Annotated in this window: 24 protein-coding genes and 1 pseudogene; 6 read left to right on the top strand and 19 right to left on the bottom strand. The window is 61.0% G+C overall.

The window, feature by feature from the left end:
- Positions 1 to 966: 966 nt before the first annotated feature.
- From ACIPIZ_RS27290 to cpaB, 8 genes are read right to left on the bottom strand one after another with little or no spacing between them, the layout of a single operon-like run.
- A complete protein-coding gene (locus ACIPIZ_RS27290) occupies positions 967 to 1245 on the bottom strand; it encodes a DUF3613 domain-containing protein (RefSeq protein WP_064388832.1) in 279 nt (92 codons plus the stop codon).
- 11 nt (positions 1246 to 1256) lie between these two features.
- Positions 1257 to 1946, bottom strand: a complete 690-nt coding sequence (locus ACIPIZ_RS27285; protein ID WP_064388819.1) for a tetratricopeptide repeat protein — start codon at positions 1944 to 1946, stop codon at positions 1257 to 1259.
- 10 nt (positions 1947 to 1956) lie between these two features.
- Positions 1957 to 2847: a type II secretion system F family protein gene (locus ACIPIZ_RS27280; RefSeq protein WP_064388817.1), complete on the bottom strand. Its 891-nt coding sequence runs from the start codon at positions 2845 to 2847 to the stop codon at positions 1957 to 1959.
- The gene (locus ACIPIZ_RS27275; protein WP_150647841.1) at positions 2844 to 3728 is read right to left on the bottom strand and encodes a type II secretion system F family protein; all 885 of its coding nucleotides are present in this window, start codon (positions 3726 to 3728) and stop codon (positions 2844 to 2846) included. Before ACIPIZ_RS27275 ends, ACIPIZ_RS27280 begins: the two co-directional genes overlap by 4 nt.
- Positions 3729 to 3738: 10 nt before the next feature.
- Entirely contained in the window at positions 3739 to 5010 is a 1272-nt protein-coding gene (locus tag ACIPIZ_RS27270; RefSeq protein WP_064388815.1) for a CpaF family protein, read from the bottom strand.
- On the bottom strand, positions 5007 to 6197 hold the full coding sequence (locus ACIPIZ_RS27265; protein ID WP_064388814.1) for a pilus assembly protein: 1191 nt from the start codon (positions 6195 to 6197) through the stop codon (positions 5007 to 5009). The genes ACIPIZ_RS27270 and ACIPIZ_RS27265 overlap by 4 nt, the downstream gene beginning before the upstream one ends.
- Positions 6194 to 7462 (bottom strand): type II and III secretion system protein family protein, encoded by a 1269-nt coding sequence (locus ACIPIZ_RS27260; RefSeq protein WP_401168527.1) that lies wholly within the window; start codon positions 7460 to 7462, stop codon positions 6194 to 6196. The genes ACIPIZ_RS27265 and ACIPIZ_RS27260 overlap by 4 nt, the downstream gene beginning before the upstream one ends.
- Positions 7463 to 7483: 21 nt before the next feature.
- Positions 7484 to 8434, bottom strand: a complete 951-nt coding sequence (gene cpaB, locus ACIPIZ_RS27255) for a Flp pilus assembly protein CpaB (protein ID WP_122661022.1) — start codon at positions 8432 to 8434, stop codon at positions 7484 to 7486.
- 339 nt (positions 8435 to 8773) lie between these two features.
- Here cpaB and ACIPIZ_RS27250 point away from each other — a divergent pair, with 339 nt between their 5' ends.
- Positions 8774 to 8983 (top strand): Flp family type IVb pilin, encoded by a 210-nt coding sequence (locus ACIPIZ_RS27250; protein ID WP_064388809.1) that lies wholly within the window; start codon positions 8774 to 8776, stop codon positions 8981 to 8983.
- A gap of 71 nt (positions 8984 to 9054) precedes the next feature.
- Positions 9055 to 9462: a response regulator gene (locus ACIPIZ_RS27245; RefSeq protein ID WP_064388807.1), complete on the top strand. Its 408-nt coding sequence runs from the start codon at positions 9055 to 9057 to the stop codon at positions 9460 to 9462.
- A 37-nt stretch (positions 9463 to 9499) separates the two neighbouring features.
- On the opposite strand, the gene ACIPIZ_RS27240 is transcribed toward ACIPIZ_RS27245, so the two are convergent.
- A complete protein-coding gene (locus ACIPIZ_RS27240; RefSeq protein WP_064388831.1) occupies positions 9500 to 10276 on the bottom strand; it encodes a response regulator transcription factor in 777 nt (258 codons plus the stop codon).
- 106 nt (positions 10277 to 10382) lie between these two features.
- Positions 10383 to 10853 carry a prepilin peptidase gene (locus ACIPIZ_RS27235; RefSeq protein ID WP_064388804.1) on the bottom strand — a complete coding sequence of 157 codons (471 nt, stop codon included), beginning with the start codon at positions 10851 to 10853 and terminating at the stop codon, positions 10383 to 10385.
- Positions 10854 to 10928: 75 nt separating this feature from the next.
- Here ACIPIZ_RS27235 and ACIPIZ_RS27230 point away from each other — a divergent pair, with 75 nt between their 5' ends.
- Together ACIPIZ_RS27230 and ACIPIZ_RS27225 are read left to right on the top strand one after the other, a co-directional pair.
- Entirely contained in the window at positions 10929 to 11369 is a 441-nt protein-coding gene (locus ACIPIZ_RS27230; protein ID WP_064388802.1) for a TadE/TadG family type IV pilus assembly protein, read from the top strand.
- Positions 11366 to 14101 (top strand): ATP-binding protein, encoded by a 2736-nt coding sequence (locus ACIPIZ_RS27225; protein WP_122661023.1) that lies wholly within the window; start codon positions 11366 to 11368, stop codon positions 14099 to 14101. The genes ACIPIZ_RS27230 and ACIPIZ_RS27225 overlap by 4 nt, the downstream gene beginning before the upstream one ends.
- On the opposite strand, the gene ACIPIZ_RS27220 is transcribed toward ACIPIZ_RS27225, so the two are convergent.
- The 5 genes from ACIPIZ_RS27220 to ACIPIZ_RS27200 all read right to left on the bottom strand — a co-directional run bounded on the left by ACIPIZ_RS27220 (position 14098) and on the right by ACIPIZ_RS27200 (position 18635).
- On the bottom strand, positions 14098 to 16086 hold the full coding sequence (locus tag ACIPIZ_RS27220; RefSeq protein WP_401168521.1) for a pilus assembly protein TadG-related protein: 1989 nt from the start codon (positions 16084 to 16086) through the stop codon (positions 14098 to 14100). The genes ACIPIZ_RS27225 and ACIPIZ_RS27220 overlap by 4 nt on opposite strands.
- Positions 16087 to 16344: 258 nt before the next feature.
- Positions 16345 to 16902 carry a DUF4136 domain-containing protein gene (locus tag ACIPIZ_RS27215; RefSeq protein WP_105709463.1) on the bottom strand — a complete coding sequence of 186 codons (558 nt, stop codon included), beginning with the start codon at positions 16900 to 16902 and terminating at the stop codon, positions 16345 to 16347.
- 54 nt (positions 16903 to 16956) lie between these two features.
- Complete coding sequence (locus tag ACIPIZ_RS27210) at positions 16957 to 17571, bottom strand: DUF4136 domain-containing protein (RefSeq protein WP_064388794.1); 615 nt, start codon at positions 17569 to 17571, stop codon at positions 16957 to 16959.
- A 12-nt stretch (positions 17572 to 17583) separates the two neighbouring features.
- The gene (locus ACIPIZ_RS27205; protein ID WP_122855480.1) at positions 17584 to 18333 is read right to left on the bottom strand and encodes a methyltransferase; all 750 of its coding nucleotides are present in this window, start codon (positions 18331 to 18333) and stop codon (positions 17584 to 17586) included.
- Complete coding sequence (locus tag ACIPIZ_RS27200; protein WP_017336358.1) at positions 18333 to 18635, bottom strand: MazG-like family protein; 303 nt, start codon at positions 18633 to 18635, stop codon at positions 18333 to 18335. The genes ACIPIZ_RS27205 and ACIPIZ_RS27200 overlap by 1 nt, the downstream gene beginning before the upstream one ends.
- 238 nt (positions 18636 to 18873) lie before the next feature.
- On the opposite strand from ACIPIZ_RS27200, the gene ACIPIZ_RS27195 reads away from it, so the two are divergent.
- Together ACIPIZ_RS27195 and ACIPIZ_RS27190 are read left to right on the top strand one after the other, a co-directional pair.
- Positions 18874 to 19167, top strand: a complete 294-nt coding sequence (locus ACIPIZ_RS27195) for a hypothetical protein (protein ID WP_064388791.1) — start codon at positions 18874 to 18876, stop codon at positions 19165 to 19167.
- 215 nt (positions 19168 to 19382) lie between these two features.
- Positions 19383 to 20732, top strand: coding sequence for an MATE family efflux transporter (locus tag ACIPIZ_RS27190; protein ID WP_105709461.1), 1350 nt, complete (start codon positions 19383 to 19385; stop codon positions 20730 to 20732).
- On the opposite strand, the gene ACIPIZ_RS27185 is transcribed toward ACIPIZ_RS27190, so the two are convergent.
- The 4 genes and pseudogenes from ACIPIZ_RS27185 to speA all read right to left on the bottom strand — a co-directional run bounded on the left by ACIPIZ_RS27185 (position 20726) and on the right by speA (position 25935).
- Positions 20726 to 21550, bottom strand: a complete 825-nt coding sequence (locus tag ACIPIZ_RS27185) for an alpha/beta hydrolase (RefSeq protein WP_205895535.1) — start codon at positions 21548 to 21550, stop codon at positions 20726 to 20728. The two genes, ACIPIZ_RS27190 and ACIPIZ_RS27185, sit on opposite strands and share 7 nt — an antisense overlap.
- A 93-nt stretch (positions 21551 to 21643) precedes the next feature.
- On the bottom strand, positions 21644 to 22438 hold the full coding sequence (locus ACIPIZ_RS27180; protein WP_064388786.1) for a DUF4123 domain-containing protein: 795 nt from the start codon (positions 22436 to 22438) through the stop codon (positions 21644 to 21646).
- Positions 22435 to 23784 (bottom strand): contractile injection system protein, VgrG/Pvc8 family, encoded by a 1350-nt coding sequence (locus ACIPIZ_RS27175; RefSeq protein WP_401168514.1) that lies wholly within the window; start codon positions 23782 to 23784, stop codon positions 22435 to 22437. Before ACIPIZ_RS27175 ends, ACIPIZ_RS27180 begins: the two co-directional genes overlap by 4 nt.
- Before the next feature lie 234 nt (positions 23785 to 24018).
- Positions 24019 to 25935, bottom strand: a pseudogene (gene speA, locus ACIPIZ_RS27170) (arginine decarboxylase).
- Positions 25936 to 26020 lie beyond the last annotated feature (85 nt).

The following is a 26020-nucleotide window of genomic DNA, read 5'->3' as shown; positions in this document are numbered from 1 at the left end:
CGTTTGGCGCAGCCAAACACATCGAGAGGAGGTGCAGCGAAGCAAACCGTAGGCGATGCCCCCCGGATCGATCCCGGAGCGAAGGAACCCCGAGCTCTAGCGAGCGGGCCGTACGTAGGAGCAAGCCTTTTTGGTTACTTTTTCGGCGTCTGGAAAAAGTGACCCGCCGTAAGGGCGGAACCCTGAGCGGCCGTTACCGCAGCAACGGATATGTACTCGGTCCCCCTTCAAAAAGAGCAAAGATCGCAGCCTTCGGCAGCTCCTACAGGGGTAGCTCAGGTTTGCAGGTCAATCCGGTCGAGTGCCCGGCTCACTGCCAGTTCGGCCAGCCTCACGATTTGCTGAATCGCCAGCGCCGTGTACATCAGTGGAGAACGGTTGGGTGTCAGGGTGGCATTTCTGGCAGGCCAGCTCCCACAGGAATTGCATGCTGCCTGCAAGAAATGGGTTGGCCGGTAGGCGCCATCGCGAGCAGGCTCACTCCTACAGGTGGATCGGGTACATCAGTTGGAGATTGGTCGGCTGTCAGGCCGCCATCGCTGGCAAGCCAGCTCCCACAGGGATTGAGTGAAGTCAGCCAATAGGCCGAGTGTCAGCTCGCCTCGCTTTTGATCTTGATCCACGGGCGACGTCGAAGGCTGAGTGGAGGGGTTGATCCGGGGGTGGGAGCGCAGCGACCGTTTGGCGCAGCCAAACACATCGAGAGGAGGTGCAGCGAAGCAAACCGTAGGCGATGCCCCCCGGATCGATCCCGGAGCGAAGGAACCCCGAGCTCTAGCGAGCGGGCCGTACGTAGGAGCAAGCCTTTTTGGTTACTTTTGACTGGGCCGGCATTCCGGGCGTCTGGAAAAAGTGACCCGCCGTAAGGGCGGAACCCTGAGCGGCCGTGACCGCAGCAACGGATATGTACTCGGTTCCCCCACAAAAAGAGCAAAGATCGCAGCCTTCGGCAGCTCCTACAGGCAATCAACCACCACCCCCCGAACCACTATCAACCTTACCCCCCTGCTCCTGATCAAAAAACTCCGGTATCTCATGCTGATAACTTTTCAACCACCGCTGCATGACCAACTCCCGTTCCGCCGGGGTCAACGTCTGCAGGGTCGGCGAAGCAACCTTGTTACGCGCCTGCAATTGCAACCAGCCCTCGGTTTCCTGCTGCTGAGCCGAAGCCGGACCCGCATCAATGGCATGGCTGATCAGCGGCACAGCGAACAAACCAAGACAGACAAGGATAGCTTTCATCATCGCGCCCCCTACTTGAGCATCGCCGTAACGGCAACGGTGGACCGGTTCGGCAGCTTGAGTTTCTCCGCACGCCCCTGCGCCTCGCTGAATTGCGCCGGGCTAAGGCCAAGACGACTAACCAGTTCAGCCGCACGACTCCAGTCGTCCTGATACAACAACAGAGTCACCAGATTCAGCGCCGCCAACTGATCACTCTGCTTGAGCTCCATGGCGGTGAGAAACTCGAAGCGCGCATCTTCAAGGCGCAGTTGATTGAGGTAAACCACACCAAGGTCATTGCGGATTTTTTCGTCGGTAGGTGCCAGCCGCGCGGCGCGTTGCAAATGCGCCTGCGCCTGACCGTAATCGGATTTGGCCGCAGCGAGTTGCCCCAAACCGTGCTCGGCTTCTGCCGCCAGACACGAACCGAGCAGGCTGCGATACAGCGGCTCGGCCTCGCTGCGCCCGAGCAAGCGATAGACCTTGGCCTTGCGCAGACGCACGTCGGCAATGTTGTCCGGCAGGCTTTGCAGGTTGGCGAGGCTGGCGTGCAGTTTACCGTCGTTGGCCATGTCGTCGGCCAGGTTCAGCGACAGTTGTTGATCGGAGCTCAACTTGGCACAACTGGCGGAATTGGTCAGCGCATCCCACGGCGTTTGCCCGGTGTTGGCACAACCTCCGAGCAGCAGAAAACAGGCACCTGCAATCATTGCTTTCATCACGATCCCTCTAGGCTCCCAACGCCTTCGCCAGGGCAGTGAAGCCCGGGCCGGCCAGGACAATCAATAACGCCGGGAAGAGAAACAGCATCATCACGACGGACATTTTTGCGGACATCTTGGAGATGTATTCCTGCAGGCGCGTCAGGCGCCGGTCATCAAGCAGTTGCTTGAGCGCCAGCAACGACTTCATCGCGCCGCCGCCCTGATACAGCAACTGCTGAAGAATCACGCAGGTGTCGGTGAACTCATCCACCGCCAATAACTGCGTGGCCTTGTTCAGCTCCTCGCCCAGTTCCAGGCCGGAGTCAACGCGACTCAGCACCAGGCGCAATTCGTACGTCAGTACTGGCAACAGTGCCTGACCTTCATGACTGAGCACGCGCAACGCCTGCTCCACGGCCATGCCTGATTCGAAAAGAATGCGCAGCAGCGGAATGAACGTGCCGATCTCGCTGGCCAGTTGTTTTTGCCGACGCGTCACGGCGATCACCAGCAGACGTTTGGGCAACAGATAGCCGACGCCGAGGGCGAACAACGGCGCGATCCATTGTTTTTCCACAGCAGGAAAAAACACCGATTGCAGCAGCAGCGTCAGCGCCAGCAGCAACAGTGGCGAGCCGATCTGACAGGCTGCGAAAAGCGAACGCTGACGCGCACTGCGCCAGCCGAGGCGGTTGAGAAGCGACTGGGTTTCATTGTCGAGTTTGACGCTGTGCTGACCGACCTTGCTGTCGCCGAGCACTTGCAACAGGTTGCCGAAACGGTTCTCGCGGATCAGGTCGCCCTCCAGTCGACGACTGATCTGCCGCGCCCGCCGACGCTGCTCCAGCAGACTGGTCAGGAGCAACGCGGCAGCGCCGAGCAGTAACAGCGCGCTGATCATCAAGGGCGTGGTCATAGGCTGCGCAACATCCGCCAGAGCAACAGACTGCCGATCACCTGCATGCCGAACGCCGTGGCCAGCATCCGCTGCCCGGAGGGGTCATGCCACATGGCGACCAGATAGATCGGATTGGCCATCAGGAAATACCCGGCCATGGCAATCGGCAGCAAACCCAGGACCCACGCGGTGAGGCGGGTTTCGCCGGTCATCGCCCGTAACTGACGCGAGGCCTGATCGCGCTCGCGAATCATCTTGATCAGGTTCTCCAGCAGCTCGCTGGCGTTGCCGCCGTAACGGTGATTGACCTTGAGGCCGAGGGCGAACAGGCGAAATTCATCACGTTCGTACAGCTCGGCCAGATCCGACACCGCATCCGGCAGACTCACGCCCAACTGCACGTTGCGCTGCACCCGGCCCATGGCATTTTTCAATGGATCTTCGCTGGTCTCGATGCCGCCCAGTACGGCATCGGCGAGGGTGCGTCCGGACTTCAAACTGCGCACGGTGTAATCGAGCAGTTGCGGCAATTGTTCGATCATCCGCCGCAGCCGACGTTGATAGCGCCAACTGACAAACAGGCGCAAAGCCAGCGGCGGGACAACGAGCAACACCAACAAACCGATCACCCCGGCGAGGGCGAAACCGGTCAGCACGCCGAACGCCCACAACAGCATCCACAGGCCGATTCGATCCGTCGGCCGACCGAGGCCGGCACGTAAAAACGCCCGTTCAAGGCCGACCCAGCGCGGCGCTTCCACCGCCAGTTGCGGTTGTCCTTGATTCAACCGATCGATCACGCGCTCGGTCCCGCCCTGACGCCAGCCGTTGTAGAACAGACGCAGTGACAACCCCAGCAGCGTCAGGCAAATCACGATCAGCAGCAGCGGTTTGAGCATGCCGTGGCCCTCAGTGCGCAAGCGTCGATTCGCGACGCAGCTTGTCGCCCGCCGGGTTGACCGCTTCGCGCAGGAAACCGAAGCCGGTGCGCCGGTCGAGGCGGAACAACGTGTTGGTGACGTAGACGTCCTCGCGTACGCCGACCACTTCCACTACTTCGCTGACGCAGCGGCGTCCGTCGGGCATGCGCGTCAGTTGAATCACCACATCAAGGGCAGCACAGATCATCTGCCGCAACGTGCGTTCGGCGATGGTGCGGCCGGTCAGGCCGACCAGGGTTTCCAGGCGCAGCAAGGCGTCTTGCGCGTTGTTGGCGTGCACGGTGCTCATCGAACCGTCGTGGCCGGTGTTCATCGCGGTCAGCACATCGACCACTTCGACGCCGCGAATCTCACCGAGGATGATGCGGTCGGGGCGCATGCGCAGGGCGTTGCGGATCAGGTCGCTGGCCTTCACTTCGCCGTGGCCCTCGGCATTCGGCGGACGGGTTTCCAGGCGCACGACGTGTGGGTGGCCGAGCTGCAATTCGGCGACGTCTTCGATGGTCACCAGCCGCTCATGCGGATTGATCAACTGGCTGAGAATGTTCAGCAGCGTGGTCTTGCCGGTACCAGTACCGCCGCTGATAAGGATGTTGCAGCGCTTGCCCACCGCTTCTTCGATGAAGTCGTAGATCGCCTGATCAATGGTTTGCATCGCCATCAGGTCGGTGCTTTTGAGCATGTCCTTGCGAAATTTGCGGATCGACAGGCACGGCCCGTCGAGGGCGATCGGCGGGATGATCGCGTTGACCCGGCTGCCATCCGGCAGGCGTGCATCGACCATCGGCGACGATTCGTCGAGACGTCGCCCCAGTGGCGCGAGAATGCGCTGCATGACCCGCTCGACGTGGTGCGCATCGATAAAGCGCAGATCACTCAAGTGCAGCACGCCATCGCGTTCGATAAACACCCGGTGCGGGCCGTTGACCAGAATCTCGGTCACGGCGCTGTCGCGCAGCAGCACTTCGAGCGGGCCGAAACCGGTCAGCTCATCGACGATTTCTTCGGCCAGACGCTCCATTTCATAACGGGAAATCGCCAGGTGCAGGCGCGCGATGTATTCGGCGACTTTGTCGATGACGAACTGCGAGAGCACCTGCCGCGAGCCTTCCAGCAGGTTTTTCCCGGACTCTTCGATGGCGTCGATGATGTAGCGATGCAACACCAGTTTCAGGCCATCGTGGTCGGTGTTGCCGCTCGCGTGGCGCTGCGGGCCACCGAACAGTTGTTCGCTGCTCATGAGGTGCCTCGCAAGCGGTTGAACCAGTTAGCCTTGGGTTTGGCCAGGCCTTCGGAACGTTTTGCCAGGCGTTCGCCGAGGGTGCGCAGGCTTTGGCTGATGGCTTCGCGCGGGGCCAGTTCGAACAGGGTCACGCCTTGGTTTTTCGCGTTGAGGCGAATCTCCGGGCTGTAGGCGAGCACGGCAATCACCTCCAGGCCGAAGGTCTTGCCGAGGGTGTCGGAATCCGGTGCGACGTTGCGCAGATAGCGGTCGATCAGCAATCGGCCATGATCAAGCTTCATGCCCTTCTCACGCCACAAATTGAGCACGGCAAGGTTGCGCCGGCAGTCGAGCACGTTCTGATCGGTGTACCAGAGCAGCTTGTCGCAATGGCTGACGAACGTGCGCAGCGCTTCGCTGTCGGGCTGGCCGGTGAGGTTGACGACGATGTGCTGGAAATGTTGGCGCAAGGCGCTGAGCAACATGTACAACTCGGCGGCGCTGGTGCGCTCCAGCGGCTCGTCGGAGCTGGCGTAAGCGAGGATGCGCAGGCCCGCTTCGGCACTGGTGAACGCGCTGTCGATCAGGGTTGCATCGAGACGCCGCAAGTGGCGCAACGCATCGCCGAAATGGAACGAGCTTTCCAGGCCAAGCAAGGCCAGGCTGTCGCCGCGCGGCAAACCCAGATCGAGTAGCAACGTCTGCTGCCCGCTCTTCTGCACCACCAGCGCCATGTGGTTGGCCAACAGTGCGCCGTCAGCGTTGCTTTGCACGCCATAAAGCACAGTCAGACCACCGAGTTGGGTATTCGGCGTGACGGCCGGCAGGCGTTTGCTCAAACGCCGCACCAGACCCGCCACCTCACTGGAACGCGAACCGTAAGCGACGAAATCCCGCGCACCGGCGCGCATCGCGTTGAGCACCAGTTGATTGTCCATGCCGTCGCCGAGGGCGACGATGGCGAGCATCGGTTTGGCTTCGAGCACGCCTTCGATCAACGCGCTTTGCGCGACCAGATGATCGCGATCCAGCCCGACGAACACCAGGCTGGCGAAGGTCACGTCAACCAGCGCGAGCAACTCGTCAAGGCTGCCGCCTCCGGCGCTGACCACCTGACCGAGCGGCGCGAGCGCACCTTGCAACCACTCAAGATCGGTGTCGTTACGGGTGATGGCGAGGAAGGTCTGACTCAGGCTCTGGCTCATTGCGATAACCCGCTGCGTTTATCGAAGTTGCCGTTTTCAAGGAAGTACAGGCGATACCAGTTCGGGTCGTAGTTACGCAGTTTTTCACCCGGCAGCGACGGCAACGGCGCGTTGGCGGCCAGCGGCTGCACCAGGTGCGGCGTGACGATCATCAGCAGTTCGCGCTCTTCGCGGTTGATCGACGAGTTGCGGAAAAACGCACCAATGATCGGGATGTCGCCCAGGCCGGGAAACTTGTTCACCTGGGAAGCATTCTGTGTGCTGATCAAACCGCTGATCACGAAGCTTTCGCCATCGGCCAGCGAAATGCTGGTGTCGGTGCGGCGGATGGTAAACGCCGGCACGGTGGTGCCGCCGATGGTCACGCCATTGTTGTAGTCCAGCTCGCTGACTTCCGGCGCGACCTTGAGGGCGATGCGATCACGGCCGACGACGGTCGGCGTCAGGGTCAGACGAATGCCGAATTCCTTGTACTCGATGGAGTAGCTGTTGCTGTTGGCGCTCGGTACCGGAATCGGAATTTCGCCACCGGCGAGGAAGCTCGCGCTCTGCCCGCTCAACGCCACCAGGCTCGGCCGCGCCAGGGTGTAGGCGAAACCACTGCCTTCCAGCGCATTGACGATGCCGAGGAATTTGCTGCTGCCACCGCCCCAGACAATGTTGAACGCGTCGTTAACCAACGGGATGCTCGGCACGGCGATGCGCGGGTCGATGTTGCGCAAAGGCACAACGCCGGGCGTTACGCCCGTGCCGGGCACCGTACCCGGAGCACCGAAGAGAAAGTTATTCGAGCCCTTGCCGAAGATCTGCGTGCCGGCCTCCTTCAATTTGGTGCGACTGACTTCGACAAAGCGAATGTCGGTCTGCACCTGCGAAGGCAACGTCGGATCGTCCGTGGCAGGCAACGAGACCGTCATTGCCGCACTGGCCTTGCCCTGCACAAACACCATGCTCTGACGCGGTGCGTTGGTGCAGGCCGTCCAGATCATCAACGTGGTGGCGCCGGGGGCGACACCGGTGAGCAATACGCCTTGATCGCCGGTCACGCGCACGTCGGCAATTTTCGGGTCGCCCACCGCCACGCGGGTGATCGCCACCGGCGATTGCAGTGCCTGTTGCAGACCTTCGCCGACTTCCAGGGCCGCCGGCAAAGGGCCTAGCGCGGCGCAATTGCCGGCAGCGGCGACGGCAGTGCCGATCGAAGCAACGCTCAGCAGCGAGGCCCGGAGCAAGCCGTTGAACAGGGGCGTGAAGCATTTGCGCATGTAAAGGCGTCCTTGCTCGAATCAGGGAGTGGGTTGAGCGTTTTCGGCACCACGGATAACTTCCACGGTCGGTTTGCGCGCCGTCGGTTGCCCGGCTACGGCAAGTGGTTTGGGCGCGGGCGCAAGTGATAACTGGCTGAACTCGAGCAACGCGCGACGCGGCGTGTCGAGTTGCGTGGCGACATCGTTTTCGCCGGCCCAGTATTTCGCCAGTTGTTGCTCATCGGCGCTGCGTACCGCCAGGCGCAAGGCACCGGCACCCGATGCCAGCATCAAACGGCTGAGCAACGCTTCCGGCACCGCCAGCACCACGCTGCGCGCTGCCATGCGCTGTTGTTCCTGCTTGAGTCGTTCATCGTCACTGCGCGCGGGGCTGGCGGATTGACCATCGTTGGTCAGGCCCATCTGGCTGCCGACACCGAGCACGCGCACCGCCGGCACCACCAATTGCGCCGAGGCCTGTGGATTGTTTTCGTCCTTGCGCAGAAACAGCAGCACATCGACGTAATCGCCCGGCGCCACTTGCCCGCCGACGCTGATCACTTCATCCACAGACACCGCCAGTGCGCGTTCACCGGGCCGGATCATTCGCGCCAGTTGGCTGCCCGGTGCAAAGCTTTCTTCATTCAGCCAACTGCCGGCGCTCAACGGCCGCCACGGCGTGCGGCCAATGACTTGTTCGACAGTGCTCAGGCTGCCAGCGGGCGCGGTGCGCAGTTTTTCCACGGTGACATCGGCTGCGGTGATTTTCACGAACGGCGCAATGTCGCGCAGCAATACCACCACGGGTTGACGGGTCGGATCTTCAACAGGTTGCGCAGGCACCGCAGGCGTTACGTCCTGGGTGACGGCGACGGGTGCTGCGACCGGTTCGACGGCCGGCTGGCGGCTCAAGGTCAGCCCCCAATACCCGGCAATGATGGCGCCCAGCAAAAACAATCCGGCCAGACCCAGCGTGACGCGACTGTTCATGACGGCTCTCCCTTTCCCGCTGCGCGTTCTTTCTTATGCAATGACCCGTAAACTTCCAACGAGATAAATTCGCAATCAGGCAGCTATGAACAAGTAACTATTTCGCTATTTGACGGTAGTCCAGCGCGAACAAAACGCCATTAACAGCGATGAAATATCCAACGAAAGTAGGAGGCTAAAGCGCCAAACATGGTTTTTTAGTGTAATTGCGCCAACTAATACTTTCGGGTTAATTCGTTCTTACAGTTGTAGGGCCGGGGAATGCCGACAATGCTGATGCTGGCACAGGGAAATCATGTTGCGAACGCGCAACACCTGGCGTGCTCAAGGAGAATCCTCATGTCGTATTCCCAAATGGTTAAAAAATTCAAAGCCGAGATTGCTTTCTTCAAAGGCCTGGCCAAAGACACCGAAGGCGCATCAGCCATTGAATATGCGCTGGTCGTCGGTCTTGTCGCGCTGGTGATTGCAGCCTTCGGTAACGGCATCGGCACCCAGGTCACCGCGGTTCTGACGGCTATCCAGACTGCACTCACACCGACTCCCTGATCGCCCCGGTTACTTGTCAATGCGGCCATTGGGTTCTAACGTCAGCACTCAGTCCATTGCAGGTGTTGCCTATGAACTCTCCACACACTCCTCGCCAGCAGTTGCTCCTCGTCGACGATGAGGAGGACGCACTGCTGGAGCTGGCGGAGTTACTGGAGGGCGAAGGCTTCACCTGTCATACCGCAACGTCGGTGAAACTTGCCTTGCACCACCTGACTCGCCATCCCGATATCGCCCTGGTGATTACCGATCTGCGCATGCCGGAAGAAAGCGGCATGTCGCTGATCAAGCGCCTGCGTGAACATACTTCGCGTCAGCATCTGCCTGTGATCGTGACGTCCGGGCATGCCGATATGGAGGATGTCAGCGATATGTTGCGCCTGCAGGTGCTGGACCTGTTCCGCAAGCCGATCTATCACGTGCGATTGCTGGAAACCCTCGACAACCTGTTTCCCAAGTCCAAGGCTCACAGCGGTTGAGGTTTTGCACCCCGGTGGTGGCCGGGGTCAATGGAGTTCAGTGCGCAGTCACCCGTTGACGCATGCCCGAGTTGCTTGGCGATAACGCCAGGGCCAGTTGGGTGCGGTTATGCATGTGAGTCAGGCGCAGCACTTGCGAGACATAGAGTTTGACTGTGTTCTCGGTAATCCCCAGTTCACAGGCGATCTGATAGTTGGTCTGGCCTTTGCCCACCAACCGTGCAACGTCGAGCTGGCGTGGCGACAGCTGATTGAAGATCGCCGGGATCTCCACACCTTCGCCCTCGCCTTGCGCTTCTTCACCGGCTGGTGCGGGACCACGGCGGACTTTGTCGAGGTCCTGATAAAGATCGTCGATCGACTCGGAGAGGTATTGCAGCTTCTGATTCAGGTGGCCGAGTTGCAGGGTTTTCTGACGCTCCGCCAATACCACTTCCTGGCGGCGCAGCCCTTCAAGCAGTTCGTCCAGATCCACCGGTTTCTGGTAGTAGTCGGCGATCCCGGCACGCAACGCTTTGATCACATCCTGCTTGTCGGCACGCCCGGTCAGCATGATGGCTTCGAACATCCGCTGTTTGCCTGCCAGCCGTTGCAGTTCCTGGACGAGCTGGATGCCATCCATGTCGGGCATGTGCAGGTCGCACAGCACCAGACCGATGGCCGGATCCTGGCTGAATTGCTCGATCGCCTGTTGGCTCGATTCGCATGGCACGCAACGGTAGCCGCTGCTCTCGATGAATTCGCAGAGCTCTTCAACGATCAACGGCTGATCGTCGACGACCAGAACTTTCACAGCAGACGTAAGCTTGTTCACTTGCCACTCCATGCCCAGGCCAAAGGCTGACCGTTCCTGTAATAACGCTGATTTGAAAGTAGACCCACTTTCCGACTATGTACATAGGACTAGTGGCATGGGGCGACTAATGGATCCAGATTAACGTCAGGATCGTCCCCATCAGCACGAACGGTGCAAATGGCAGCTTTTTTGACTTTCCAGGGGCTAGATATCGAAGACATTCCCTAAGCCGTTGACTCATATGCAGCCAGAGTTTTGGCACCACTACGATCCACAAGGCGCTGACAAGTGCCGCGCCGATGAATGCACCGAGCAGGTGATGACCGTCCGTCGCAAGGCCCAAAGCTGTCATTAGTTTCACATCACCGGCGCCGAAACGCTTCAGCCAGTAACCGGGCAGCGTCAACAACAGCGCCAGTAAAAACGCCCAGCCACCCTGCACCGCTTCGGCCCCCAGCCAAGTGTGGCCAGTGACCAGCAGATACACCGCCGCCAACCCACCGACACCCAAGGTCAGCACGTTGGCGATATGCCGCTGACGAGCATCCTGCGCCGCGCATAGCGTCAGCCAGATCAGAACGACAAAGCAGTGCATGCGGTAAAAAACGTCCGTTTTGGCTGAATGATTCTATGCTGATATTACGTAGTGAATGTCAGGGTAGACGCACTCATGAAATCCGGCCTCCCCCGTAAACAAAAAGGCGCTGTCGCCATCGAATTCGCCTTGGTGTTCGTGATCTTTTTCGCCGTGTTTTATGGCTTGGTCAGCTACAGCTTGCCGCTGTTGTTGATGCAATCATTCAACGAGTCCACCGCCGAAGCCGTGCGCCGCAGCGTGGCGCTGGATCCTGCCTCGGCGAATTATTCGACCGTCATTACCACGACCGCGCGCACCGAACTCGGCAGGCAATTGGCCTGGTTGCCCGCCGCGCTGAATTTCAATGCCGCCACTGACAGCACCATCACCTATACCGGCGGCGTGCTGACGGTGACCATCAATTACCCCACGAGCAAATTGAATCAGGCGCTGCCGTTTCTGGTGCTGCCCGGTGTCGGCACGGTGCCGCGTCTGCCCGCGACATTGCGCGCCTCGTCGAGCCTGCAATTTTGAGTTCCGGTGACAAGCTGTTCGGCCGCCTGCTCAATCGACCTCTCGGCGTTTCCCCGACTCAGCAAACGGCGGTAGTGCAAAGCGTCGGCCTGCAGCTGTATCTGGATGGCGACGGCTACGTCAATCATCTGAGCGGGCCGTTGCGCCATGTGTTGGCCGCGCAGCTGTCGAGTGCGCAACCCGCGCATCTGCTGACGTATTTGCTGCCGCACAGCAGCCTGAGCGTCGAAGGCCAACCGGCCGACTGGCAAGGCCAGATGCTCGATCTCGATTTTTTCAGCCAGGCCGGGCCGCCTCTGCACTTGCGCGGTTGGGTGCAGGCGCAGGACGGCGGCTGGCTGCTGCAACTGCTCGACATCGGCGACTTGCTCGGTGAGCGACGCCAGGCGCGCAGCCGCGAACAATCGCAGTTGCTCGCCACGCAGATTCGCGATCAGTTACGCCTTTGCAGCCTTGCACGTCTGCCTGATGCGCTGGGCGAGCAATTGCAACGGCTCAGTCAACACTTGCATATCCCGTGTCTGGCCGTGGCGCTGCTCGATGAGCAAGGCCTTGGCTGGCAGATTCATCAGCACTACGCGGCATTGAACGCGCCCTGCCTGTGGCGTGAACAGCAGCCTCTGGGCACCGCGCTCGACAGCCTCGACGGTGCGTCCCCCCAGCGTTTGCTGAGCAGCGAGCGGCCGCGCCTGAGTGCCATTTTCGGTTTGAACGAAGGTTTTGCCGTGCCCTATCGCGACGCTCAGGGTGTGGCTGCCTGGCTGTTGTGCGCCGACTACAACGTGCAGCAACAGGCGCCCGACCTCAGTGATCATGACTGGCTTCTACTCGCCGCCGCCGTGGCCGCGCCGTTACTGGAACGGCTGCGCGAGCATCGTCATCAACAGCAACTGGAACGCCTGGACACCCTGCAAGCGCTGCTTGGCACCGGTTGGTGGGAAGTGTTCAGCGACAGCAACCAAGTGCAATTGGCACCGACACTGGCGCACAGTCTCGGCTTGATGACAACGCAGTTGCCGATTCAGGACTGGTTCAATCAGGTGCATCCCGCCGACCGCGATGAGCTGCGCAGTCGCCTGCAAGCGTTGCAGGATAACGGAGCGCCTCTGGAAGTGTGCGTGCGCTGGCAAACCGCCGGGCAACCGTTGCCATTATGGTATCGCCTGCAAGGCCAGTCTTTGGGCATCGGTGCCCAGCGTCGACTGGTAGGGTTCATGCTCGACATCAGCGACATCAAGAACCAACAGCAACAGGCCGCCGCCGCCCATGCGCGGCTGGACAACCTGATCGCCAGTTCACCGGCGGTGATCTACGTACAGCGCTACGTGGCAGGCGCGCTGCAACCGAGTTTTTTCAGCGCCAGTCTGCAAGCGCTTTTAGGCTGGAGTCTCGTCGATTGTGACGACGGTCGACTGGTTGAACACGTGCACCCGGAAGACCGTCCGCGCTATTTCGAGCGTAACCGGCAATTGCTGCGCGAAGGTTCGGTGAGCGCACGCTATCGGGTGCTCGACCGTCAGGGCAATGCGCACTGGCTGCTCGATGAGGCCAAATTGCTGCGCGACGATCTCGGCTTGCCGGTGGAGGCCGTCGGTCTGTGGCTGGACGTCACCGAAGCCACTCTCGCCGCCGAACAGATCAAGGTCAGTGAAGAGCGTTACCGGATTCTGGTGGAAGACTCGCCAGCAATGATTTGCCGTTATCGTCCGGACTTGACCCTGACGTTCGGCAACCGGCCACTGGCGATGTATCTGGAGTGCGCATCCGAGCAATTGCCCGGGGTGAACCTGGGCAGCTGGATGTCCGATGAACAGCGCGAAGCCTTCGTGCAGCGCCTGGCGCAACTGACCCCGGAACTGCCGGTGAGTACAGCTGAAATCAGCCTGCGCCTGCCGGGTCGCGAACACGCGTGGTGGGTCTGGTCGGATCGCGGGGTGTTCGATGAGCACGGCACGCTGGTCGAGGTGCAAGCGGTGGGCCGCGACAACACCGAAGTGCGGCGCTCGCAGCAGCAACTGACGCAAAGCGCAAAAATGGCCACCCTCGGCGAAATGGCCACGGGGCTTGCCCATGAGATCAACCAGCCGCTGAACGTGATGCGCATGGCCATCGTCAATGTGCTCAAGCGCCTGAGCAACGGTGATGTGCAGATCGACTACCTGACCGACAAACTCAAACGCATCGATGCGCAGGTGCAACGCGCAGCGCGGGTGGTGGATCACATGCGCGTGTTCGGGCGGCGTTCGGAAATCGAACAACAGCCGTTCAATCCACTGGAGGCGATCGAAGGCACGCTGTCGCTGCTGTCGGAAGGCTTGCGCGGCAAAGGCGTGGAGTTGCGGATCAAGGAAGCGGACTTCCAGGTTCAGGTGCGCGGCTACGTCGATCAGCTCGAACAAGTACTGATCAACCTGATGGTCAACGCCCGCGACGCGTTGCTCGGCAAGCGCGAAGCCAACCGCGACTTTCAGCCGTGGATTGCGTTGCACGCCGAGTGCGACGAACACGTGGTGCGGCTATGGGTCGAGGACAACGGCGGTGGTATCGATCCACGTTTGCTGGAGCGGATATTCGAGCCTTTTTTCACCACAAAACCGGTCGGCGTCGGCACCGGTCTGGGCTTGTCGGTGAGTTATGGCATTGTCGAAAACATGGGCGGTCGCCTGAGCGTGCGCAACGGCGATGAGGGCGCGCAGTTTTGTATCGAGCTACCGATTGCGCTGCCCGATTAGATCGCCAGCATCGGTTGCCCTGGTGGCTTGCAACTGAGGTTGGCACCGACGTCAACCTTGTTCAGGGTGATGCCGAGGTTGGCCAGCAAGCCATCGAGAATCGGGTCGAGTACCGGGCTGAGCAGGTTGTCGATGACCACGCCGAGCGTGTTGTTGACGCCCGCCAGCACGTCTGCCGTGGTGGTGAGCAAACCGCCCAGCAAACTCGAACCGGTGGGTTTGTAGGCCTGCACCTGAACCCCGCTCAATGTGCCTTTCAAACTGTTGACCACGCTTTGTGTGCCGAAGCTGTAGGTCATTGGCGTTTGCTTGATTTCCGGTGGCTGATTGTAGGTGTGAATGTTTTGCATGCTCGCCACCGAGGTATCAACCTTCACCCCCAGACCGCCGCCATAAAACGCTTTGCGCGTGCTCTGATCACACGTCGCCGAGCCCAGCCCGAGTAAAGGAATGGTGCAGGTGATGACGCCAACATCGATCAATGCCAGCGGCTGCACGGTGACATCGGCCGAAGAGGAAAAGGCATTGGCGGCGTCGATCTTGCCGACCTTGAGCTTGACCAATGAGGAGTTGGTCTGGGTGGTCAGGCTTTTCGTGGCGTCGCTGACGCAGTTGAAATCGGTGACATGGCTGTCGGCAGCGGCGGCCTCGAGCAGGATGTCGATGGTAGAGGTGGGCAGAATCTGCAGATGGGTACGCTGACAAGTGCCGCCCAAGGTGCAGAACAACGAGTTCAGCGTACCGGCGATGTTCAGGTGCAGCAGGTTGTTGAGGGTATCGGTCAAGCCACCCACCAGCGGCGTACTGACGATGGCGCTGGCGAGGCCGGCAACACCGGACAGCAGCGGCAGATTCAGTGAGATCAACGTGCGTACCTGCGCGGTTTTCACGTAGATACGATTGGCGCCCATCGGGTCGGCCTTGGCCAGCGCCGGATTGCCCACTGCCGACAATTGCGGCGGCTGGATGACTTTGACTTTCACCGAGCCGTTGACCAGCCCCGGAATACTCAGCGGCACCGTGGCCGTCAGGGCGTTCTGACTGTTGGCCAGTTGCACCACGGCTTCGAGCAACTGGAACACTTGCAGATTGGCATTGAGTGCGGCCGATGTCGCACCGGTCTGCAGTTGCAGCAATTGCCCGAGCACCACCGAAGTGTTGCCGACGATGGCTTTCAATCCGACCAGTCCACTGACCGCGACACTGGTGGTGGTGCCGCCCTTGGTCAATACGGTGATGGCGGTGTCGAGCAGTTGGTTGACCTGGATGCTCTGGCTCAACACCTGCGTGTAGTTGCCGGCGTCCACGTGCAGATCGAGTGCCAGTTGGTTCAGGTAACCGAGCAGACTGATATTGGTATCGACGAGGCCTTGCCAACCGCCAACGCTGAGGTTGAGGCTGCCCCCGAGCAAACCGCCCCACAGCGCATTCAACGCCGCCGACTTGCTCGCGTCGACCGTCAGTGCGGTAGTGCCAATGGTCAGTTGCGCCAGCGGCGGCAAAATGGCCGAAGTGCCGACCGCCGTTGCATGCAGACGTGTCGTTGGCGACACCCTGCCCGGCTGGAACAGCGCATACAGAGCGGCAGCCACACTGGTGGGCACCACGCGTGTGGCGACGACGCTGATTGCCGCTTTTTTGCTCGCATCCATCGTGAAGGCGCGCAGATTGTTTGCGCCGGGTTGCACGGTGCCACAGGTCACGGTGAGGGTCGTGTCCGGTGCCACGGTAAAACCGTTGCGCGCCGCACTGGCGGTGGCATAAGCCGCCGCGCTGAGCCCGGTCAGGCAATCACCGCTACGCGAAACGGCCTCGAGCGCGGCGACATCGACCACCCGCTGCAAGCGGCGTTGCTCCATGTACAGGCGACCGCTGTCGACCACCAGCACCATGCACACCAGCGCAAGACCGAGGGTCAGCGCCGCCATCAGGCCGATCGCCCCGTGCTGCCGGGCCGGGCCGTTGAAATGCGAGCGAGGCGACATGGCGCACTCCTTTGCCGTTACCTCCATTGGTGCAGATGAGTGTAGACGGGCTCAGTGAAGCTGCTGGCAACGCGCCATTTACTCACAATCCTGGGGCTCACCTTGGATAACTATAGGAGTGAGCCTGCTCGCGATAGCGGTGCGTCATGCCGCGCTGATTCGCCTGACACACCGCCATCGCGAGCAGGCTCACTCCTACAGGGATCTGTGCAAGCCAATAAAACGGGGGAGCTCAGTGGCTCCCCGTTTTTTTAATTTTCAGCGCGGTGGATAGTTGGTGAGAATGCGGGCGACCGTCTCGCGGATGGCATTGCTGCGATCTTCCGGGTTCGGTTTGCTGGCGAGCATCTGTTCATCGCTGCCACGCCACACCAGTTTGCCGTCCTTGCCGTCGAGCAGGTCGATCTGGATGGTCGCGACCTTGTAGGTGATGTTGCGCGTTTCGTTGTACATCGGCGCGCCCCAGTAGCCGTTCCACGGGCCGCCCCAACCGCCGCCGTAATTGGTCGTCACTTGCTGCTGACGATCCTCGACGATCAGGTAAGTCTGCACGCTCAAGTCACCCTTGGCGCCGGCAGCGGCAGGCCGCAAGCCACGCTGATCGAGTTGATCGGTAACGGCCTGACGGATGCGTTGTTCGGTCAGATCACTTTTGATCCGTGGATCATCGGGGCGATATTGCAACGCGGGGTCTTTCCAGCTCCAGCTGCGATAAGCGGCAAAGTCGCGACTGGCATCGAAGTCATGATTGACCTGGTTGGCGGCACAGGCGCTGAGCAGCGCGGCCATGGTCAGTAGAACGAGACGGCGGAACATGGTTTTTCTCCGGTGGAAGACATGAACCTGCTGGAGCTTCTCATTTGCACAAAGCTAACTGGGAGGATACGCCGACATGGCTTTTTCCACAGCCTCGCGAATCGCATCCGTGCCATCGATCTGATTGCCCTTGGCGCCGGTTTCAGCGCTGGCACTCCACACCGGTTGGCCGGTGCCGGCGTCGAACAGATCGACCTGAACCACGACAACCTGTTCCGAGTACGTGCGCACCACCGGCATCGTGTTGTACATGCCGTAACCGCGTCCATAACGATCATAGCCGCCGTATCCGCCGCCGTAGTAGCCATAATCGTCCTGGACCTGGCGCAAACGGGTTTGCAGACTCAGACGAGCGCTGACCAACAGGTCGGCCGGACGATTGTCATGCAGCGGACGCAGGCCGCGCTGATCCAGCGCATTGCTCACGGCTTCGGCCACCTGCGCCGAATCGGCCCACGCGGTGCCCGGCGGCAGTTGCCCGTTGAGCCAGGCCCAACTGCGGTAACGCCCATAATCGCGCGGCGGCGCCGGGTAGGCGCTGCGATCAAAGGTCTTGGCGGCTTGCGGCGGTGCCGGCGGCAAGGGCCGCGACTGCGCCACGTAAGGATTGCTGCCCTGGCAGGCGGCCAACCCCAGACAGATCAGCAATAACCCGGATTGAGCTTTCATTTCGTGCTCCGATCAGACCGGCCGGCAGATCCAGTGCAAGTAACGCCCAAGCCCGGCGAAGCTTGGGTGGCGACGGTGAGCGAGCTCCATCTCGAGCAAATCGACGAGTTCGGCACGGGCCTGAAACTCCACCGGCATGTAGTCGTGGAAAACCCGGATGCCACTCTGGGTTTCGACCTGCCACAACCCTTCGAGTTGCGTTGCCAATTCCCGAGGATCGAGGGGCTGTTGCGGGGTCAGGCTCTGCTTTTCACCGGCCATGTGGTTCTTGCGCATTTTCTTGAAATGGCCTTTGAGCAGGTTGCGGTAGATCAGCGCGTCGCGGTTGTAGAACGCCAGCGACAGCCAGCCGCCGGGCTTGGTCAGTTGATGCAGCACCGGCAGGATCGCGTGGGGTTCGGCGAGCCATTCGAGCACGGCGTGGCAGATCACCAGATCGTAAGGTTCGGTGAGTTGCCCGAGCAATTCCTGCCACGGCGCCTGAATGAAGGTCGCGGTCTGCCCGGCTTCGGCGAATCGCTGGCGGGCGCCTTCGAGCATCGGTTGCGCCGGTTCGGTGAAGGTCACTTCGTGGCCACGTTCGGCCAGCCACAGCGACATGTGGCCGAGACCACCGCCGATGTCGAGCACCCGCAACGGGCGATCCGGCAGGGTTTCGGCAAGGTCAGCCTGCAACACCGCGAGGCGTATCGCACCCTTGGCGCCACCGTAGATTTTTTCGGCGAAACGGGTCGCCAACTGATCGAAATGCCGGTCGCTCATCAGCTGAACCGCCGTTCGCTGTCGGCGAGCTTGCTGCGCACCACTTCATTCATGTCCAACCCCAATTCGCTGCACAGCAGCAACAGATACAGGACGATATCGCCGACTTCCTGCCCGGCGTGGGCGAGCTTGTCCGCGGGCAACTGGCGCGACTGGTCTTCGCTCAGCCACTGGAAGATTTCCACCAGTTCGGACATCTCGACGCTGGCGGCCATGGCGAGGTTTTTCGGGCTGTGAAATTGCCGCCAGTCATTGCGGTCGCGGATGGCGTGCAGGCGTTCGGTCAGTTCAACAAGGTTCATCGGGTTCTCCTGGAGGCGTATAGCTTCGGGGGGATGCGCCCTGAAGGCAAGGCCCATGTAGGAGCTGCCGCAGGCTGCGATCTTTTGACCTTGGTTTTGAAAAACACCATCAAAAGATCGCAGCCTGCGGCAGCTCCTACCGGTTTTCCGTTCGGCGCAGCATGGGCCATACTCGTGACAGGGAACTCGGCCACCTGCGTTGTGGCCCAAGGCTCAGCTCTTTCATCAGGATGAACACATGCAGGTAGAAAGCTTTTTCGAATGGCTCGGCCAGGCGCTCGGTTCGATCATCCGCTTTATCGTCGACGGGCTCAGTGGGCTTTTCAATATTTTGAGCAATGCCGGCGGCAACTTCGTCGACGGGCTGGCGAAGACGCTGGGCATGGACACGTCGATCATCAGCATCATCGCGCTGATCGTCGGGCTGATGCTGCTGTGGTCGGCGATTCGCGCGTTCATGAATGCCTCGATCATTGCCGGGATCATCTGGTTGTTGCTGGGATTGTGGCTGCTTAGCTGGATTATTCATTAGGCCTTTGAAGAGCCCCTCACCCTAACCCTCTCCCGGAGGGAGAGGGGACTGACCGGGTTGTTCTGCAGAAATACGCCGACTTGCGATACCGAGTCGAATTCAGGTTTTGAAAACGCCAGAGATCGGTTCCCTCTCCCTCCGAGAGAGGGCTGGGCGGGCGGCGTTCCGATGAGGGTGGCTTCTTCCGCTACAATGCCGCTCCCCAAGGAGCCCGCATGTCCACTCTGATCGCCGACTGGCGCGACCGCCCGACTCACCGCAAGGTCTGGGCGCTGGCCGCGCCGATGATTCTTTCCAATATTTCCGTGCCGCTGGTGGCGCTGGTCGACAGCACCGTCATCGGCCATTTGCCCCACGCCCATCAATTGGGAGCGGTGGCGGTTGGCGCCAGCCTGTACACCTTTCTCGCCTGGGCCATGGGGTTTCTGCGCATGGGCACCACCGGCTTTGCCGCGCAAGCGGCCGGGCGCAGCGATGGTGCGGCGTTGCGGCAGATTCTCTTGCAAGGGCTGCTGCTGGCGATGGGCCTGGCGCTGGTGCTGGGCACGCTCGGCGTACCGTTGAGCGGGATCGCGCTGCACTTCATGCAGCCGTCGGCGGAACTCGATCAGCTCACCCGCGATTTTTTCCACACGCGGCTGTTCGGTCTGCCGGCAGCGCTGGCCAGTTACGCATTGGTCGGCTGGTTCCTCGGCACGCAAAACGCCCGGGCACCGCTGGCGATTCTGCTGACCACCAACCTGATCAACATCGCCCTCAATCTGTGGTTCGTCATCGGCCTGGACTGGGGCGTGGTCGGTTCGGCCCGCGCCTCGGTGATTGCCGAGTGGAGCGGCGCCCTTCTCGGTCTGCTGTTGACCCGCAAGGCACTGCGCGCGTATCCGGGGCACATCGTCTGGGCTGCATTGAAAGTCTGGCAGAGCTGGCGGCCGTTGCTGGCGGTCAACCGCGACATTTTTATCCGCAGCCTGGCACTGCAATCGGTGTTTTTCATGATCACCGTACAGGGCGCCCGACTCGGCGATGCGACGGTCGCGGCCAACGCACTGCTGCTCAACGGCCTGCTGCTCACCGCCCATGCACTGGACGGTCTTGCTCATGCCGTGGAGGCGCTGTGCGGCCATGCCATCGGCGCGCGTGATCGTCTGGCCCTGCGCCGTTCGCTGGTGGTGGCCGGCGGCTGGTCAATGATCGCAAGCCTCGGTTTTGCTGCGTTGTTTCTCCTGGCCGGGCACCTGTTCATCGAGATGCAGACCAATATCCAGAGCGTCCGCGACACGGCGTTTATCTACCTGCCCTATCTGGCTGTGCTGCCATTGATTGCAGTGTGGAGTTATTTGCTCGACGGTCTGTTCATCGGTGCCACCCGCGCCCGGGAAATGCGCAACGGCATGCTCCTCACCGTTGCCCTGCTGCTGCCGTTCGCCTGGGCGCTGCAAGGTTTGGGCAATCACGGTCTGTGGCTGTCGTTTCTGCTGTTCATGGTGCTGCGCAGCCTTACGCTCGGGGCGATGGCCTGGTGGCTCAAGCGCAATGACGGTTGGTTCACCGGCGGCGTTCACTGAGTGGGCGTGTGCTGGATGAAACCGACGATTTGATCGAGCACCGGCGCCAATCGCCGCAGCGGCCGCGATAACGTCGCAATCAGCGTCACATGGCTGGGCCGCGAGTAATACAAGTCCTGCACCGGCACCCCGGCCTCGCGCAACTTGCGCGCCAGACCGCCGGTGTTGCGTGTCGGGTCGACCAGATCATCCTCAGTCGCCGCCATCAGCAAGGCCGGCGGTGCGCCGCGACTGACGTGGTTGATCGGCTGCGATTGAGGCGGCGAATCCGGCCAGAAAAATACCGGGCGCACTTCAGGATTTTCGATTGGCAGGAAATCGTAAGGCCCAGCCAGCCCGATCCAGCCGCGCAGATCGTTGGGCGACATGCCCACCGCCGCGAGAAAATCCGCATCGAGGGCGAGCATCGCCGCGTTGTATCCGCCAGAACTGTGACCGAGCAAATACAAGCGTTGCGGGTTGCCGGAATACTCGCGGATATGCGCCCTGGTCCACGCCACCGCCTGCGCGCCATCTTCCAGAAACCGCGGATAGCGCACCTGCGGGTACAGGCGATAATCCGCTACCACAGCAACAATCCCCCGCGAGGCCAACGCTTCGCCGACGAAGGTGTAGTCACTGCGGTCGCCACTGTTCCAGCTGCCTCCGTAGAAAAACACCACCACCGGGGCATCGGCGAGCGGCTGACGTGGTACGTAGACGTCGAGCTTGTGCCGTGGATCAGCCCCATAGGCGATGCCCGTCGTGCGGCTGAAGGTGTTGTCCGGCGTCAGGGCATTGAGGACTTTCACCGGTGAACAGCCGCCGAGGCTCAGCATCAGCAAGGCGCTGCTGACTAGACTGAACCATGTAGCACCCAACCAGGTTGCACCGAACCAATGTCTCAAAGCACCGCTCATGGAGGCTCACCCTCAGGTTTTGTCGTTCTGCCAGTGTCGACGCAAATGGTCGAGCCGCTCCTGTTGCGTCAGCCCTCCCGGCAGCGGCACCAACACTGCACGCGGATGCTGCAAGCGTAGCCACAACCAGCCATCGAGCACTGCACGCTCGGTAAATCCCAGCGCCATGCCTTGCTGGGCATGCAACCACAACTGCGCATAGGCGACACGCATGGATTGACTCCAGCGCCAGATATGTTGCTCCAGCAGGCAAGTCTGCAGGCGCTCGCGCTGGCGCTGGCTCAGCGCCTCCTCGATTTCCAGGCTTGCAACGGTCAGGCGAGGGTTGCGTAACTGTTGCCAGCCCTCACAACCGATACCCCGATCCGCCCAGGTTCCACCGAACCAGCGCACCTGCAGAATCGGCCCGAGCCAGCGGCTCAACTCCCGGGCATCGCAGGCATCGAAAAAGTAGCTGGCGGTCTGGCAGTTGTAAAAGCCCAGCAAGGCCCGATGGCTCAGGCCAAATGAAACGGTGAGCATGCGGCGCAAATGGCCGAGCAAAGGGGCCACCGGTGCTGCGCTTTCGAGCAGCAAGCCGCGCCAGGTCTGAGGGTCGCTGTGACACAACGCGGCCAATGCCGGGCAACCCTGCAGGCTGACCAACAGTGGTCCTTGCTCACGAACGGATTGAAACTCGGTGCCGTCGAACAGCCAGAAACACTGCACCCCAGCGAAGCCCGCTCGCAGCGTGGTCAATGCCCGCGGCGCATCGACACTGTCGAGCAACAACCACTGCGCAATGGCGCCGGGCGCTACACCGCTCATCGTCCGCCGCTCTGTTCAAGGGATGTGACCAGGCGACAGGTACACACCGACTGCGAACAATGCACGAAGCTACCGCCGCCAGGCATCAGGCACAGCAACGTCAAGGGTTCGGCCGATAGCAGCAGGCGTTGCAGCCCGTCATTCAGCCGGATTGGCGGCGGTAATGGCGAGGGCTTGTCTACGACTGACGTCGCTGCGACTTGCAGGACTCCCGTGATCATGGGTTGATCCGGATCACCTTCGAAGAAACTCACCACTACTTCGACGCCCTCTACCAGGGCATTCAACGGCGCCTCGGTCAGCGCTGGCGCCAAAGGCAGCCAGCAATGGCTGTCGGCGGCACCTTCGCCCTGGTACGACCAGTCGAACTGCACCGCCACCGGGCGCAGCCGATCAGGACGCGGTTCATCGACGGCCACCACCCAGGCCCGTTGCAGACTGTGCATGCGCGGATGCACAGCGACCGTCGACGGTGCAGCGACCCAAGCCTGCTCCACCGCAAAGATCCGGTTGCTGTAGGCCGGTACCTGAAGCTGATCGGCGTGATGTTCGATTCGATTCAACAACCAGCGCCGATTGCATTCAGCAACCGGATGGCCGCTCAAAGTCAGCCATCGGCCGCTGCGCAATCGCGCCAACTCGCTTTGGCCTTCAGCCGTGCGCGTCGCCTGCGCGCTGTTGGCCCGGCCCTGACGTTGGTTCTGCAAACGCCATTGGTGCACCGCAAGCGGCGTTTTTTGCCCGTCACCTTCGGCGCAGAACACTGCTGCGACGGCTTGCGGCAGTTGCGTCGGATCATCGCTAAACACCAGGCAATGCCCGTCGTGACGATGTTCGAAGTAATAGTGAATGTGCGCCTGCTGGCACAAGCGTTGGAGCAATTGCTGATCCGACTCGTGATACTGGGTGCAGAAAGTTCGGACAGCATGCTCATGATGGCACTCGAAGCGCCGCTGTGCGCCAATGATCCCATGCTCCCTGAGCACTTGATCAAGGATCTGCGGCACCGACCGGCCATTGAAAATGCGTTGACTGAAGCGCAGGCCCAGGCAGCTCAACTTCGGTCCCAGACGCACTCGGCACAATCTCGAAGCACGGCCGTATTCGTGCTGGACAAGGCTTTGCAACTGCCCGTGCACACCCTCCCCCAACGCGCCGAAACAGAGAAACGCCGATCGGTACAGCAAGCCGGCAAGGTCCAGTTGCGGGTCGTCGATCAACACATCGATCTCGAACGCAAACGGCTCACTGAGCGCTTCGTTACCGGTAAAGGCCAGAACTTCGAGAGGGTCGGACAGACCCGCTACATCGAGACGAAACAACGACTCGTTGAATGGATCGAACATTGGCGGATCTCTACAGGAGGGGCGGCCGGGGATTCTCGCCGAGAGGCATGGCCGAGTAGAGTGCCGAAGTACAACTTAGGAAATGACCTACGCGAAAAGCAGACCGGATGACTTTGCTCGCAGCGATAGCCAAGGATTTCACGCAGAACTTGGGATTTGTCCCACCGGGTCTTCCGAATTTTCCGCGGCTAGCGGGGAAAACTTCGGACAACCCGGTGAAACGACAACCTGCCGTCAGGAAGACAGGTAGGAGGAACGGGTCAGGCCCAGACGCAAGGCATCGAGAAACTGCGTGCGCTCGCTGGCACTGATGCGGGCACTGGCGCACTTGTCGCGATAGTGAGTCATCAGTTCTTCCGGCGACAAGTGCACGTAGCGCAGCATGTCTTCGATGGTGTCGTGGGTCTCGATGCCGGCGTGGTACACGCTGCCATCGGCGTTCTGGTAGATGTTCACCGAGTCGGTGTCACCGAACAGGTTGTGCATGTCGCCGAGGATTTCCTGATAGGCGCCCACGAGGAATACGCCCAGCAGATAATCTTCGCCTTCATTCAAACCGTGTACCGGCAGGCTGGTTTCGATGCTCTGCTCGTCGACGTACTGGTTGATCTTGCCGTCGGAGTCGCAGGTCAGATCCTGCAGCACCGCGCGGCGCAGCGGCTCTTCGTCGAGACGGTGCAGCGGGATGATTGGCAGCACCTGGTCGATTGCCCAGGTGTCCGGCAGGCTCTGGAATACCGAGAAGTTGCAGATGTACTTGTCGGCCAGCTTGTCGTTGAGCTCGTCGAGCACTTGGCGGTGCGAACGCTGACGGGCTTTCAGCGAGTTGTGCAGGCGACGGCACACCGCGAAGTAGCACTGCTCGGCCAGGGCTTTTTCCGCCAGGGTCAGTTTGCCGTCGGCGTACTGCGCCGCCACGTCGCTCATGTAGTGCGTGGCGCGCCAGTAGGTTTCGGTGACCATTTCGATGTCGGTCGGGCCGAGCAGGTCAACCAGCCACTGCACGGTTTCCGGCAGCGCTTCCTTGTTTTCGATCTGCGGGATTTCGTCGTTGTGCTTCTCGACGTCGGTCACCTGCACCACCAGCATCGCGTGGTGCGCGGTCAGCGAGCGGCCGCTCTCGGAGAAGATGTGCGGATGCGGCAGGGCCTGCGCGTCGCAGAATTCCTTGAGCATGCCGACCACGACACCGGCGTAATCGTCCATGTCGTAGTTGATCGAGCTGGCGTTGCGCGAGTGCGTGCCGTCGTAGTCGACACCCAGACCGCCGCCAACGTCGATGTGATCGACCGGCAGACCGAGGTTGCGCAGCTCGCCGTAGTAACGGATCGCTTCCTTGAAGCCGTGCTGATAGTCAGCGAGGTTGGCAATCTGCGAACCCATGTGGAAGTGCAGCAGGCGAATGCCTTGATCCAGGCCAGCCGCGCGGAAGCGCTCGACCACCGACAGCAATTGCGCCGCCGACAGACCGAATTTGGATTTCTCGCCACCGGTGTCCGCCCACTTCGACGACGCCAGCGACGACAGACGCACGCGCAGGCCGACCTGTGGCTTGACCTTCAGCGAGGCAGCTTCTTCGATCACCAGAGCGACTTCGGATTCTTTCTCGATGACGATGAACACGTTGTGGCCAAGCTTCTGACCCATCAGCGCCAGACGAATGAACTCGCGGTCCTTGTAACCGTTGCAGACGATGGTGCCGCCCTTCGGCGCCAGTGCCAGCACGGCCAGCAGCTCAGGCTTGGAGCCGGCTTCCAGACCGATGGACACGTCCTGGGTGGCGATGATGTTCTCGATCACCGCTTCTTGCTGGTTGACCTTGATCGGGTACAGCGCGGTGTACTTGCTCTGGTATTCCAGGCGCTCGATGTTCGCATCGAAGGCACCGGTCAACTGGCGAACGCGGTCTTGCAGAATGTCGGGGAAACGGACCAGCAACGGCAAGGACAAACCGCTTTTGCGCAGTTGGTCGACTTGTTCGAACAGGTCGATAGGCGAGCTGCTCGGGCCGTTCGGACGAACTTCGACGCGACCGGCTTCATTGATCGCGAAATACCCGGCCCCCCAATGGCGAATCCCGTAAACACTGCGGCTTTACGCATCTGTCCATTGGCTGCCATCGTCTTTACGTGTGCGTCGTACGCGGCCAATGCAGTCGACTGCAGGGATCAATGTTGGTATCCAGATAAAGGCGACCCCCGGAGTACTGCATTCACGTCAATGAAGACCTGCGGCG

This window comes from Pseudomonas sp. NPDC087690 (genome assembly GCF_044743175.1).
Taxonomy (GTDB): Bacteria; Pseudomonadota; Gammaproteobacteria; order Pseudomonadales; family Pseudomonadaceae; genus Aquipseudomonas.
This window is presented reverse-complemented; position numbering and strand designations above follow the sequence as displayed.

Excerpts from the sequence above, each read along its gene's own strand:
- ACIPIZ_RS27215 (WP_105709463.1), bottom strand. The coding sequence starts at position 16,902 with ATGTTCCGCCGTCTCGTTCTACTGACCATGGCCGCGCTGCTCAGCGCC.
- ACIPIZ_RS27175 (WP_401168514.1), bottom strand. The coding sequence starts at position 23,784 with ATGTTCGATCCATTCAACGAGTCGTTGTTTCGTCTCGATGTAGCGGGT.
- cpaB (WP_122661022.1), bottom strand. The coding sequence starts at position 8,434 with ATGAACAGTCGCGTCACGCTGGGTCTGGCCGGATTGTTTTTGCTGGGC.
- ACIPIZ_RS27265 (WP_064388814.1), bottom strand. The coding sequence starts at position 6,197 with ATGAGCCAGAGCCTGAGTCAGACCTTCCTCGCCATCACCCGTAACGAC.
- ACIPIZ_RS27210 (WP_064388794.1), bottom strand. The coding sequence starts at position 17,571 with ATGAAAGCTCAATCCGGGTTATTGCTGATCTGTCTGGGGTTGGCCGCC.
- ACIPIZ_RS27250 (WP_064388809.1), top strand. The coding sequence starts at position 8,774 with ATGTCGTATTCCCAAATGGTTAAAAAATTCAAAGCCGAGATTGCTTTC.
- ACIPIZ_RS27195 (WP_064388791.1), top strand. The coding sequence starts at position 18,874 with ATGCAGGTAGAAAGCTTTTTCGAATGGCTCGGCCAGGCGCTCGGTTCG.
- ACIPIZ_RS27230 (WP_064388802.1), top strand. The coding sequence starts at position 10,929 with ATGAAATCCGGCCTCCCCCGTAAACAAAAAGGCGCTGTCGCCATCGAA.
- ACIPIZ_RS27180 (WP_064388786.1), bottom strand. The coding sequence starts at position 22,438 with ATGAGCGGTGTAGCGCCCGGCGCCATTGCGCAGTGGTTGTTGCTCGAC.
- ACIPIZ_RS27285 (WP_064388819.1), bottom strand. The coding sequence starts at position 1,946 with ATGAAAGCAATGATTGCAGGTGCCTGTTTTCTGCTGCTCGGAGGTTGT.
- ACIPIZ_RS27185 (WP_205895535.1), bottom strand. The coding sequence starts at position 21,550 with ATGCTGAGCCTCGGCGGCTGTTCACCGGTGAAAGTCCTCAATGCCCTG.
- ACIPIZ_RS27270 (WP_064388815.1), bottom strand. The coding sequence starts at position 5,010 with ATGAGCAGCGAACAACTGTTCGGTGGCCCGCAGCGCCACGCGAGCGGC.
- ACIPIZ_RS27275 (WP_150647841.1), bottom strand. The coding sequence starts at position 3,728 with ATGCTCAAACCGCTGCTGCTGATCGTGATTTGCCTGACGCTGCTGGGG.
- ACIPIZ_RS27205 (WP_122855480.1), bottom strand. The coding sequence starts at position 18,333 with ATGAGCGACCGGCATTTCGATCAGTTGGCGACCCGTTTCGCCGAAAAA.
- ACIPIZ_RS27235 (WP_064388804.1), bottom strand. The coding sequence starts at position 10,853 with ATGCACTGCTTTGTCGTTCTGATCTGGCTGACGCTATGCGCGGCGCAG.
- ACIPIZ_RS27245 (WP_064388807.1), top strand. The coding sequence starts at position 9,055 with ATGAACTCTCCACACACTCCTCGCCAGCAGTTGCTCCTCGTCGACGAT.
- ACIPIZ_RS27220 (WP_401168521.1), bottom strand. The coding sequence starts at position 16,086 with ATGTCGCCTCGCTCGCATTTCAACGGCCCGGCCCGGCAGCACGGGGCG.
- ACIPIZ_RS27200 (WP_017336358.1), bottom strand. The coding sequence starts at position 18,635 with ATGAACCTTGTTGAACTGACCGAACGCCTGCACGCCATCCGCGACCGC.
- ACIPIZ_RS27280 (WP_064388817.1), bottom strand. The coding sequence starts at position 2,847 with ATGACCACGCCCTTGATGATCAGCGCGCTGTTACTGCTCGGCGCTGCC.
- ACIPIZ_RS27190 (WP_105709461.1), top strand. The coding sequence starts at position 19,383 with ATGTCCACTCTGATCGCCGACTGGCGCGACCGCCCGACTCACCGCAAG.
- ACIPIZ_RS27290 (WP_064388832.1), bottom strand. The coding sequence starts at position 1,245 with ATGAAAGCTATCCTTGTCTGTCTTGGTTTGTTCGCTGTGCCGCTGATC.
- ACIPIZ_RS27260 (WP_401168527.1), bottom strand. The coding sequence starts at position 7,462 with ATGCGCAAATGCTTCACGCCCCTGTTCAACGGCTTGCTCCGGGCCTCG.